The 12,767-nt window shown below is 42.0% G+C and carries 11 protein-coding genes; all 11 read right to left on the bottom strand.

What is annotated here, in order from left to right:
* Entirely contained in the window at window positions 1–1,470 is a 1,470-nt protein-coding gene (gene gucD, locus FNK51_RS23060) for an alpha-ketoglutaric semialdehyde dehydrogenase GucD (RefSeq protein ID WP_098369634.1), read from the bottom strand.
* A gap of 22 nt (window positions 1,471–1,492) precedes the next feature.
* Complete coding sequence (locus tag FNK51_RS23055) at window positions 1,493–2,650, bottom strand: UxaA family hydrolase (protein ID WP_141994834.1); 1,158 nt, start codon at window positions 2,648–2,650, stop codon at window positions 1,493–1,495.
* Between the two features lie 4 nt (window positions 2,651–2,654).
* Entirely contained in the window at window positions 2,655–2,954 is a 300-nt protein-coding gene (locus FNK51_RS23050) for a UxaA family hydrolase (RefSeq protein WP_141994805.1), read from the bottom strand.
* Between the two features lie 11 nt (window positions 2,955–2,965).
* Window positions 2,966–3,853, bottom strand: coding sequence for a fumarylacetoacetate hydrolase family protein (locus FNK51_RS23045; RefSeq protein ID WP_098369472.1), 888 nt, complete (start codon window positions 3,851–3,853; stop codon window positions 2,966–2,968).
* Between the two features lie 31 nt (window positions 3,854–3,884).
* Entirely contained in the window at window positions 3,885–4,652 is a 768-nt protein-coding gene (locus FNK51_RS23040; protein WP_098369471.1) for an IclR family transcriptional regulator, read from the bottom strand.
* Window positions 4,653–4,715: 63 nt separating this feature from the next.
* The gene (locus tag FNK51_RS23035; protein WP_141994804.1) at window positions 4,716–6,920 is read right to left on the bottom strand and encodes a dihydroxy-acid dehydratase domain-containing protein; all 2,205 of its coding nucleotides are present in this window, start codon (window positions 6,918–6,920) and stop codon (window positions 4,716–4,718) included.
* A 64-nt stretch (window positions 6,921–6,984) separates the two neighbouring features.
* The gene (locus FNK51_RS23030; RefSeq protein ID WP_141994803.1) at window positions 6,985–8,235 is read right to left on the bottom strand and encodes a nickel pincer cofactor-dependent isomerase, group 22; all 1,251 of its coding nucleotides are present in this window, start codon (window positions 8,233–8,235) and stop codon (window positions 6,985–6,987) included.
* A 24-nt stretch (window positions 8,236–8,259) separates the two neighbouring features.
* Complete coding sequence (locus FNK51_RS23025; protein WP_098369468.1) at window positions 8,260–9,306, bottom strand: TRAP transporter substrate-binding protein; 1,047 nt, start codon at window positions 9,304–9,306, stop codon at window positions 8,260–8,262.
* Between the two features lie 58 nt (window positions 9,307–9,364).
* A complete protein-coding gene (locus FNK51_RS23020; RefSeq protein WP_098369467.1) occupies window positions 9,365–10,642 on the bottom strand; it encodes a TRAP transporter large permease in 1,278 nt (425 codons plus the stop codon).
* A complete protein-coding gene (locus FNK51_RS23015; protein ID WP_260398134.1) occupies window positions 10,639–11,211 on the bottom strand; it encodes a TRAP transporter small permease in 573 nt (190 codons plus the stop codon). Before FNK51_RS23015 ends, FNK51_RS23020 begins: the two co-directional genes overlap by 4 nt.
* Window positions 11,212–11,247: 36 nt before the next feature.
* On the bottom strand, window positions 11,248–12,276 hold the full coding sequence (locus tag FNK51_RS23010) for a TRAP transporter substrate-binding protein (RefSeq protein WP_260399694.1): 1,029 nt from the start codon (window positions 12,274–12,276) through the stop codon (window positions 11,248–11,250).
* Between the last annotated feature and the right edge of the window lie 491 nt (window positions 12,277–12,767).

The following is a 12,767-nucleotide window of genomic DNA, read 5'->3' as shown; positions in this document are numbered from 1 at the left end:
TTAAGAACCTTTAATAAAAACCGTTTTTATGGCTGTATAAAATTCTTTCGCCGCTTCACCTTGCTCTCGCGAACCCGTGCTCGATGCTTTCATGCCTCCGAATGGGGCTTGCAATTCCACGCCCGCACTTTCTGCGTTAATACGGACAAGCCCTGCTTCAATTTCATCGATGAATTCCAGAATCGAGCTAATATTTGATGTGAAGATTGAAGCACTCAATCCGTATTTCGTATTATTTGCCATGTCTATCGCTTCGACAAGATCGCTAGCTTTCATAAGCGCGATAACTGGTCCAAAAATTTCTGCCTGCGCTATCACCATATCCGTCGTCACATCTTCAAAAATCGCTGGTGTAATGAAAAAGCCCCTATCATAGTCACCGCCAGTTAATATCTCCCCGCCATGTATGAGTTTTGCACCCTCCTGCTTGCCTTTTTCAATGTACTCTTTCACCGTATTGAACTGGCTTTCGCTTGCACATGGACCCATCCAAATTCCCTCTTGAAGGCCGTTGCCAACCGTTATTTCCGCTGCTGCTTCAACTAGTTTTTGTTTAAATACATCATAGACCGATGATTCAACAACCACACGGCTAGAAGCTGTGCATTTTTGGCCGGAGGAACGAAATCCACCGTTGATGACCGCCTCGACTGCCTGGTCGATGTTTGCATCTTTCGTCACGATGACTGGATTCTTGCCTCCCATTTCAAGCTGATATTTTATGCCGCGGGCGGAAGCTGATTTTGCGACGCTCTGACCGACACTTTCAGAACCGGTAAAGGTGATTGCATTTAAAAGCGGATGATCGATGAGCCCCTGGCCAATGATTGATCCTTTACCGGTAATAAAATTCACAACACCCTCTGGGAAGCCTGCTTTGGTAAAGCATTCCATGACTTTCGCTGCTGTAACGGCCCCTTCCGTAGCGGGTTTCCATACGATTGTATTGCCATATACAAGAGCTGGAGCCATTTTCCAGATGGGAATTGCAACCGGGAAGTTCCATGGTGTGATTATCCCGACAACACCAAGTGGGGAGCGTTTTGTAAACATTAGGGCATCTTTATCGGATGATGGTATAACATCGCCGTCTTTCCGCATCCCTTCACCAGCATAGTAACGGAGGATCGCAACACCTCGTGCCGTTTCCCCTTTTGCTTCAGGTAACGTTTTACCCATTTCGCGAGTCATGGTTTCGGCAATTTCATCTAGATTTTCTTCCAATATATTAGCCGTTTTGAAAAGGATTTGCCCACGTGCAGACTGCCCGAGCCTGCGCCAATCCCTCTTTGCCTTATGCGCAGAAGCTACAGCCTTGTTTAAGTCATCTCCGGTTGAGCTTTGAACGTAGCCAACCGGTTCTTTGTCCGCAGGATTAATGCTTTCGATTGTATTTCCAGAAGATGCATCCACCCACTCATTATTAATGAAATTTTTATATGTCTTCGTTGCAAATGTAGTTGATATCATAATCTTTAGCTCCTTTTTCGTTTTAGAATGTCGGTCCAATTCTCCAAATACCAAAGTCATGCTGCTTTAAGATCTCCGCTTTTGTTAGTTTTCCGTTTGAAACATGTTGAATTTCTTGCATGATGCGACTTCCCACCTCATCAACGGTTTCTAAACCATCAACAATCGTACCTGCATTTAAATCCATATTTTCATTCATCCTGTCAAACATTGGAGTATTAGTTGAGATTTTTATGACGGGTGTTATAGGAGAACCTGTTGGCGTCCCTCTTCCACTTGTAAAGAGAACGATTTGGGCACCGCCTGCGACCATACCCGTCAATTGCTCAATGTCGTGGCCAGGCGTATCCATCCATACGAGCCCTTTTTTTGTGGGCACCTGGGCATAATCAATGACCTCTTCCAGCCTGGTTGTGCCTGATTTTGTCGCTGCCCCCAGTGATTTTTCTTCGATTGAGCTGAGACCTCCCTCAATGTTTCCCGGACTCGGGTTTCCGGTGCGGATGTCTACGCCCATTTGAATCGAGCGGTCTTCCATCATTTTAATAACCGTATAAGCTTTTTTGGCTACCTGGTCGTTTGCCGCCCGGTTAGCGATCAAATGCTCTGCACCGATAAGTTCAGTCGTTTCCGCTAATATTGCGGTTCCCCCCTGCTGAACAACCAAATCGCTTGTACGTCCGACTGCCGGGTTAGCCGATAAGCCGGAACATGCATCAGACCCACCGCATTCCGTGCCGACAATCAGCTCGCTAAAATCACATAATTCCCGCTGCACCATTGAGGCATCCTGGACCATTTTGACCGCAATTTTAGCTACTTCGGCAATGGTTTGAAGAGTGCCGCCATGTTCCTGAATCGATACAGTTTCCACTGGTTTACCGCATTTAGCAATTTCATCTCCAATACGGTGCGCCTGATGTGTTTCACAGCCAAGACCGAGTACTATGACACCATATACATTTGGATTCATCCCCATTCCCGCATAGGTTCTGGCCGTTTGATCAAAATCAGAGCCCACTTGCGCACAGCCATGCTGATGAATGAATGTGACGGTTCCGCTCACCAATTCTGTGACGCGCTGTGCAGTTTGGGTTGCGCATGTTATCGTTGGCAAAATCAGTACATGATTCCGGACTCCGACGCGGCCATCCGGACGGCGGTAGCCCCAAAACTGCATTTTTTCATTCAGCAATTTTGTCACCCCTTCCTCTTTTACCTTCTAAATTGTGTACATGAACATGTGCACCAGCGGGAATAAAAGCTGAGGCTGCCCCTATGACTTCCCCATATTTAAATATGTCTGCTCCTTGTTCGATGGCTTTGACTGCGAACTTATGTCCAAAACGAATCGGTTCAAGAATGGGTACGACAAGTTCTTCAAGGTCTGCCTTCACAACTACTGATGTGTTTGCAGGGATTTCGGATAAAGCGACAGCTACACTATCTTTCGTACTTAAGTAAAGTGTTTTATACTCGCCCATTTTGTCACCCCTTAAATTGTTTGAACTGCTTTACTTTGGATAACCGGATTGTTTAATACTCCAATCCCTGGTATTTCGATTTCGATTCGGTCATCGCCTTTCAATGTAAATTCATTTGGCGGAACCACGCATGTACCTGTAAGTAACACTGATCCGTCAAAAACAGTGTTATCTAAGACTAAATAGTCGACAAGCTCTTCCAATTTTCGTTTCAGTTGGTTTACTTTCGCTTCACCTTCAAATACTTTTTCTTCATTTCGATAAATACGGCACATGATTTTAAGCTCATATGGATCCGGAACAGCCTCTTTTAACAAGATGGCCGGTCCAATGGAGCAAGAGTTTTTCCATACTTTTGCCTGTGGAAGATAAAGCGGATTTTCACCTTCAATATCACGGCAGCTCATGTCATTACCTGCGATATATCCGAGTACCGTTCCCTCTTTATCTATGACAAGACCAAGCTCCGGCTCCGGAATTTGCCATTTTGAATCAGAACGCAAGTATACTGGATCATTCGGGCCCACGGTTCTTGCTGCAGTCGATTTAAAGAAAATCTCAGGACGCACTGCATCATAAACTTTGTCATAGAAAGTTTGGCGGTCCAGCTTTCCTTGTGTTGCTTCGTAGTTACGTGCTTCCTTGCTTTTCTTATACGTAACGCCAGATGCCCATACTTCCGGTGCATCGATAGGCGTTGTTAATTGAAGACCTTCCAACGGCCGCTTTTCCCCTTCGGCGACAATTTGTTTTACAATGTCAAACGCCGTTCTGTTATCATGGCGTGCCGCTGTAATCAACGACATAAAATCTGTAAATGGAAGATCCACCACATTGTTTTCGTTTGTCACGGCAGCAAGTTGTTTCTGATTTTCCTTTACATAGCGAATAATTCTCATTTTCTAGTTCCTCCTAAATGGCAGGCCTCATTTATATTTTTTGATATTCATAACCGAGCTCCTGCGAAATTTTACTGCTGCATTCCTTTAAGAGACGTACATAATACTCATGTGTTTCTTCATTTACTTTCGAAGCAGGCATCGATACACTCATTGCAGCGATTACCTTTCCTGAATAATCTCTTATCGGTACAGCAAGACAGTAAATGCCCGGTTCGTTTTCTTCATTATCCATTGAATAGCCATTAATGCGGGCTTTTTTGATTTCCGCTAAAAACTGCTCCTTGGATCTAATCGATTTTTCGGTCGGTCCCGTATAATCATAGCCGTCCAAGAGCAAATCCATTTCACTATCCGTTTTGGTTGCAACAAGAGATTTGCCAACTGCACTCGTATGAATCGGAACACGTCGGCCAATACGGGAATAGAGGACCGTTACCCCAGTGCCCTCCACTTTATCAACATAGACGCCTTCCTGCCCGTCTAATATGACAAGGTGCAGTGTTAAATTCGTTGTTGCTGAAAGCCATTCAAGATGTTTTCTTGCTACGTTGCGCAAATCGAGATGGGTCACAACAACACTTCCCCTCTCCAATAGCTTTAATCCTAGCGAATATTTTCCATTTTCTTCGCCTTGTGAAATATAGTGATGCTCCTGTAAAGTTTTTAATAGTGAATGAACCGTACTTTTATGTAAATTCATTCGCTTGCTTATCTCTGTGATAGTTAGTTCGCGCTCACGCTCATCAAATAAATCCAATATTTTCAAGGCACGCTCCACCGATTGGATGATAGGCATCGTTCCTCACTCCTTTTATAATTCTGTCTACCTTTATCTTATCGGATTTATGACGAGCATTCCTCACTTTATTTCAACTTTTTTTCCTTGGAGTAATATATCCTGTTCATAATCAAGTACCGCATCCTCAATTACAGCGATTGGAACAACACCATTTGCTGCATCTGTATTTCCAAACATCCTGTTGCTGGCCGCAACCATTTTTTGTCTAACTTTCATCCGCTGCTTACGTTCAGCTGCCAATGATTGTCTTTCTTCTTTAAAATGATCTGCAAAATCATGAACAACCTTTCCTGAATGAAGTTGAGTAGCATCTACAAAATCAATCCGTCGATTACGAAGCTGAAGGTGAATTACATCCCCTGATTTAAGTAAACCAATACCGCCGCCTTCATACGATTCCGGTGTCATATGTCCTATAGCAGCACCATATGTGACTCCTGAATAGCGGCCGTCGCTTATGATTGTAGCGATTTTTTTCATAACACGATTTGCATTGATGTGTTGCATTGGTGTAAACATTTCCGGCATTCCGAATGCTACTGGCCCCTGCCCTGAGATAATGACGGCAATTTTCAATGTGCCTTCTTCAACCATCCTGTCAAATAACTCCCCATAGGAAGCAGTTTTTAGAAGAGACCATTCCGGCTCATTGTTGTATTTAAGAGATTCTAGCAATAGATTATGTTCAAAAAGCCTTTGCTCTTTTATTTTTGAAAGCAGATTTGAATCGAGCAGGCTTTTATTTGCATCATCTTCATTTTCATAATAAAGGACAAATGCCAGCTTATCATCGAATTGGTCAAGCTGAGGTGTCGGCATTCCGCTGATTTTAACAACGGCGCTTTCAAAGAAGTTTCCTTTTAATACATCTACACCGCTGAATCCACGGCGTGGATTGGATAAAATGACCTGATTTTTCTTTACATTAACCGCTTTTAGGCTACTTGTAATCGAAAGACGTTCTTTCCAGGTTTTTGCTGCGACAGTCGGCGCATCCTGATCCATTGGTACACCATTCTCGATAAGTTCATAAAAAAGTGTTTCCATTCCCCTGCTTGTCCCGCTGCAACACTGCATCGCAAGTGAATAAATGTCCCTTCCTTCTGTCAAACTGTAATCAAATAAGTCAGGAATTGGATGTGAATGATGTATGCGGTCAAGGTCCCATAAGCTGAATTTGAATCCTGCATAAAGCATGCCTGCAACAATATGCATCATTAAATTAGTAGAACCACCCGAGGCGCTGTGAATACGGATTGCATTTTTTATGTTCGCAGCGACAATGTTGGCCACGCCGTAGCGCTCTTCATTTATCATGCCGGCAAAGCTATCAAGCACCGAGTTAATCTGGCGTTGTGTTGGTGGATCGGTTAACAGCTCCACGGCTGGATGAACGAGACCCATGCCTGCCACTAAATGACGTGAACTATTACCCGTACCATTGAAGGCACATACACCTCCCTGTCCGTCACATGTTGCGACAGCAAGTCTCATTTCAAAATATTTATGCTGTTCCTTCGTCAATATTCCACGTTCATACGCCCTTTCAAACACACCCTGAAATGCAGTATTCGATGAACATTGCAATATATATGCCATCGTATCTCGTAAATCAACGGCTACATCAGTAGCTCCTTTATTTTCCGCTTTTTTCGCAAGAGTTTCCAATTCCTCGATCACGTCAGCTGGAATCGAACCGCCTTCTAATACGTGAGCAGGCGCGAATGTTGCGAAAAAGGGAGCTTCACCACGGTTTCGGCGAACACGATCAACATGTGCGAGTGCACTTACAACACCAAGAGGCTGCTTATCACACCCTTGAATGACGAATGCACCATGATAACTGTGAGCTTCTAGCTGGTTGACAACCATTTGTGCAACCGCGTTTCGGCTCTGGAGAGAGTAACTCATTCCTTGATTGTTTTGCGCAGTTCCATCACACATTACCGGTGTCGAGAAATGAAACGGCACGCCGCCGTTTTGCCAGATGCGGATTGCTGCCCGTGCCGACGTTTGATAATCCATTATATGGGCCGGATGATCGGACGAACCACCGATAATTGCGATACGCGGGGCATTCCTCTCGAGCCGCATATAAATTTCTTCAAGCGTCCAATCAGGCTTCCCCCCTTCATATGTGGAGCCAAGCGTCAGCTTCGAACGGTCCAACAGACCCGCAACCGTAATGGGTTCATTTGCTTTTCCCTGTACATTATCGCGGTAAGGGTTTATTTCGTTATCAATTAGTGGATATAGGTGTGTCATTTCAGCACTCCTTTTCTGATTTCAAATGGATTCTTCCATTCTCTAAAAATATTAACGAAGGTTTTTAGTCTAGTGCCAATTCTTCTGGTTCTGAAAGGAGCTCTATATTTTTGTTTTTTAAAGCTTCTTCCTTCATGCTTTCAGAAATCCAAATTTCACCGATTTCAAGCGTGTTTTTTATTCTTACCACTCTCACTTTATTCAAATCGAAGGCATTGCACGTTTTGATAGCAGCTTTAACAGCCAATTCCTGCGTATCTAAAAACATTGGGAGCTTTACTACATCTGTCACTGTGCTTGTGAGTGCATTGGCATAGCCTTTTTCCCATTCGATTTCATTCATGACGGCCTTCGTCGTCATATCAGCCATGCCAATGCCGTTTGCATTACCGTGAGTTTTTTCAGTAAGTCCAAGTACAACGGTCCGTTTAACGTCTGGCCCCCCGGTAGCATATGGAGTGGCGAAGTTACCCGTAATATTCGGATCCATTCCATCCCCCGAAATATCCTTTCCGAGTTCATTTACAATAAGTACGTCGATCGAATCGAAATGGATTTTTGGCATCATTGATTTTGCTTCAAGCAATAGTCCCGGTTCCACTTCCTCCAGTTCCTCTGCGGGGACTGCGACGATTTTCGCTGGTTTATCATAGGCATTTTCAATAGTCGCAAGACCAAATATGATAGGAGCTTTTGCTAAAGAGATTTTCGCCATTTCAGGGACATGTTCCGCCATATACTTAAAGCTGTATGCATGTGCAGCTTCGGCTCCCTTTTGCTTGCCTAAACCGATTGTAATCATTTTCATTAGTCCGCTTTCAACCGGTCCACGAAATGCCGTATGTGGTTTTATCCGATTAATGACTATGATTTTATCTGATTCATATGCAAGCTTATCAATATAGACAGGGAGCCCATTTGGCAATTCATCCAGTTTAATAACTTCCATCGATGACAGTATTGGCGCTCCAACCGATTCTTCTGAAATACCCAGCTGAAGCAACACATCGATTTGTCCTTCCGCTGTAGCCCCCCCATGGCTTCCCATTGCAGGGACTATAAAAGGATTGCCGCCAGCCTCCTTAACGGCAGCCACCGTTTCTCTTACTAGAGTAGGAAGGTCCGCCACCCCTCTGCTTCCTACTGCAATTGCCACCCTGTCATCTTCATTTATTCTTGATAAAACACCTGCTTCTTTTATCGCCTTCTTCACCTCACCAGCTACATCAGCGATTTGAGGTGTATGAAATTTCTGCCTCACTTTGACCATTTTCGGTAATTGGATTTCACGTAAAAGTTCAGAGATAATGTCCATTTTCAATCCTCCAAACAGTCTGGATTATTTACCGCGTACTTTTTCAACTTCGCTCATCATTTCCTCTACAAGATCCGGCCCGAATTTTTGAGCATATTCGTCCGTCACTGGTTGGATGATTTTCTTCATTTTTTCAATTTCTTCCGGCTTTACTTCATTGATTTTCATTCCTTCTTCTTTTAGATACTTAAGTGCTTTTTCATTTTCTTTTTGGTTAACTTCCCGTTGATACTTTCCAGCCTCTTGTGCGGCCTCACTCATGATTTCTTGCTCTTGTTCTGATAGGTCATCCCAGAACTTTTTACTTACAAGGAATACAAATGGTGTATAAACATGATTTGTAAGACTTAAGTATTCTTGCACTTCATTATATTTTTGCGTTTGAATTGTTGCGAGTGGATTCTCCTGACCATCAACAGTGCCTGTTTCCAGTGCAGTAAATACTTCAGAGAAGGCCATCGGCGATGGATTCGCCCCTAACTTTGAAAATGCATCTAAATGCACTTCATTTTGCATGGTACGAAGTTTAAGACCTTTGAAATCGTTAGCCGTTTTTACAGGGTGTTTGCTGTTGGTTAAGTTTCGGAAACCATTTTCCCAGTATCCCAAACCTACTAAATCATGTTCCGGTAATTTATCCAAAAGTTTTTTGCCTACTGCACCATCAAGTACTGTATAAGCTTCTTCTTCATTATTAAAGACAAATGGGAAGTCATAAATTCCAAATTCCTTAATCATACCAACAAGTGGTGAGGTTGAAGGAACAGTTACTTCCTGTAAGCCACCTTGAAGAGCTTCTGTCATTTTCTGATCATCTCCGAGGGTGGCATCAAAAAAGTTTTGGACTTTCATTTTCCCCCCGCTTTTTTCTTCAACCAGTTCTTTAAATTTCTCCATTCCTTTTCCTTGTGGATGCATTTTACTATTTCCGATCCCTGCTTTGATTGTTCTTTTCTGAATACCGTCAGCTGAAGCGCTTTCATTTTGTCCGCTTCCGCAAGCACTTAATAGCAGTACTGCCGGCAGTAAAACTCCAACCGCCAAACGTTTGAACAAATTATTCATTTTCATTTCCTCCTATTAAATAAGTTGAATATCAGCATACAGACCAATTACTTGATAAATTCCTTTAGGAGGTAAACCATTCTAGAGGAACCAGCACTAAGGAAGGAAACAAAATCAACAAGATCAATACAATCACTTCAACGAGCAAGAAAGGCCAAATCCCCTTCATGATATCTTCCATACTGATCTTACTTATGCCGCACATGACATTTAAAACGGTTCCGACAGGTGGTGTAAGTAAACCGATGGCGTTATTCAGGATAAACAGGACACCAAAGTAAACTGGATCAATACCTGCAGCGACCACCAATGGCATCAAGACAGGTGTTAGAATAAGGATTGTCGGCGTCATATCCATAGCAGTTCCGACTACGATAACCAATAGGTTTATCATTATTAATAGAAGGAATGGATGATCCATAAATGGCTCAAGCAATCCAATTACCTGACCAGGTAAATCGGCTACAGTTATCAGCCAGGATGACACGAGTGCTGCAGCGACTAGAAACATGACAACACTCGTCATTTTTCCTGCATGGACAAAGACCTCATACAAATCTTTCACTTTCATTTCGCGATAGATTACAAGACCGACAAATATTGCATAGACTGCAGCCACCACTGCCGCTTCAGTAGGTGTAAATAAACCGAATTTCAATCCACCAATGATAATGACGGGCAGGAATAGAGCCCAAATGCCTTGACGAAAAGAAGTAAGTATTTCTTTTGCTGAAGCTCGGGGGTTAACGGCGACTTTATCTTTTCGTGCAACAATGGCCCAGGTAACCGTAAGTCCAACCGCTAGTAAAATACCTGGAACGATTCCTGCCATGAACAGCTTTGTAATGGACACACCACTCGCGACACCGAAAATGATAAAGCCAATACTTGGCGGAATGATCGGGGCAATGATACCACCTGATGCAATCAACCCACTTGAACGGTTCACATCATAACCAGACTTCACCATCATTGGAATTAATATAGCCCCAAGCGCTGCCGTATCGGCAACAGCAGATCCTGATAAACTCGCAAACAACACACTCGCAATGATCGCAACATAGCCAAGGCCTCCCTTGATATGGCCAACCAAATTCATTGCCATCTCAACGATACGCCGTGATAAACCGCCCCGATTCATCGCCTCTCCTGCCAGCATAAAGAACGGTATAGCCATTAGAGGAAAGTTATCCGCGCCACTGATTAGGTTTTGTGCGATAATTTGACTATCAAAAATACCAAGAAAGTACATAAGCACTACGCTACTAACAAGTAAGGCAAATGCAATAGGTATTCCAAGTCCCATGGCTCCCAGTAAAGATCCGACAAATACACCTATCATCCCTGCTTCTCCTCCTTAACTATCCTAATATCTGACTCAAAATCATCAGCATGGAGGGAAATTAGCTCTTCTGACTCACTTATCATCACCAATTCTTCGTCTTTAATTTTATTGAAGAAAATCCGATACAAATTGAAAATGATCATACTGCCCATTGAAATACTTACAAGAATACCTGTACCATATACAAAAGCCAGTGGCATTCCAGTGGCCGGTGCAGCACTATCAATGTTTATCATAGTCATTTTCCAGCTTCCATCCAGGATTAAGAGAAGAACGAATAACATCATCAAATCACTAATAACAAGTACCACTTTTTTCATTTTATTCGGGAGCCGTTTAATGACCATGTCGACACCTAAGTGTTCTTTGTTTTTGAAAGCTCCGATGGCGCCGAGGAACGTCAACCAAATAAAGAGATACCTTGACATTTCTTCTGACCAAGTAATTCCTGAATTAAAGAAATAACGAAGAACTACATTACCAAACACGAGCACGACCATTATTGCTAAAGCAGCTGCCATAATAATGTTTAACGAATTTTCCAAGATTCTGGATATTTTATTCACCTATACATCTCCCCCTTCCTATCTAGAGCGCCTGCTTCATTCTGCTTTTATTTTTCCGACGAGCTCCTCCGCCCAGTCATTTTCCTTAAAGACGTCATCATAAACAGGTTGAGATGCTTTTAACATTTTTTCTAAAAAGTCTTCGTCAGGCGTAGTGAATTTGATTCCATTATCCTTAAGATATGCTTTGTCATCTTCATAACTTTTTTCCATCAATTCAAACTCATATGCTGCCGACTCTTTTGCTGCTTTTTGTATGATTTTTTGTTGCTCCTTTGTTAGCCCTTTATAGAATTTGCTATTGATAATGTAAATATTGGGGCTGAACATATGCTTGGATTCCAGTACATCACTTTGAACTTCATTCCACCCCGAGGATCTCAGCGTGGCAATTGGATTATCTTGAGCATCAACTACCTTTTGTTCAAGTGCGGTAAAAACTTCTGAAATAGGTAATGGGCTAACGTTCGCTCCCAATGATTCACCTAATTTTATGTAATTCGGGATGTTCGGCATTCTGAGTCGAAGTCCATCAAAATCTTTCATACTCTTTATTGGACGATTACTCGAAAACATCCTAAATCCATTTGCACTCCAAGCAAGCGGTGTCACTCCATGTTTTGGATCAAGCTCTTCTGTCAATTCCTCTCCGATAGGTCCATTCAATACCTTCTTTACATGGTCGTAATCCCTAAATAGGAAGGGCCATTCCGGAACACCCATTTTAGGAATGTCCGACTGCATAATTAGTCCTGGAACACCCATTTCAATCGTTCCATTTCTGACGCCGTCATAAAATTCCTTTTCTGCACCTAATGTACTGTTCGCATAAATCCGAACCTCTAGTTCACCATTACTCTCCTTTTCAACCATTTTTTTGAATTTTTCTTTCAATGCAATGTTTTGAGGATGATTTTCAGCAAAATAATTTGCCACTTTTATCGTTTTCTTTTCAACTCCAGATCCACTGGTCTTTTCTCCCTCGCCTCCACCACATCCTGATAAAAGGAATGCCATTGCTAGAGTTAAGCTTGTGGATAATACAAAAAGCTTTCTTTTTTTCAATAAAAACCCTCCCAAAAGTTTTTTGTAAGCGTTATCATTTGTGACCTATCTTAATAACTTCTCCTCACCCTTGTATAAGCCAAAATTATTTTGTTTTATAATATAAAACTCCGTTTTTGTTTTATTCGGAGTAAGGAAAACACTTCACCTCTAATTGCGTTTTTCAAGTTGATTTATGACTTTTTAAACGATTACTTTTAATAGTAATTTGTTCTATAATATAAAACTCGGTTTTTGAATTTGAAATCTTACGTTGATTATAAGCTTCCATTTTTACTAATGTCAAACCATTTTTTGAATTTTATAACAATTTAACAAATCCTTTATTTCACTAATTAATATTTAGAGGTTCAACATTTAATAATTTCATCCTTCCAGTCAAGATTTATGGAATCAGAACGCAAAAGAAAATTTTTTTTTTTCTATACTAGGATATTTATAGAATAGAAAATCATACAAAACCAGGTTTTCTTAAAAATACATTCCTCTAA

It is taken from the genome of Bacillus sp. B4EP4a (genome assembly GCF_006680105.1).
Lineage (GTDB): Bacteria > Bacillota > Bacilli > Bacillales > DSM-1321 > Peribacillus > Peribacillus simplex_E.
This window is presented reverse-complemented; position numbering and strand designations above follow the sequence as displayed.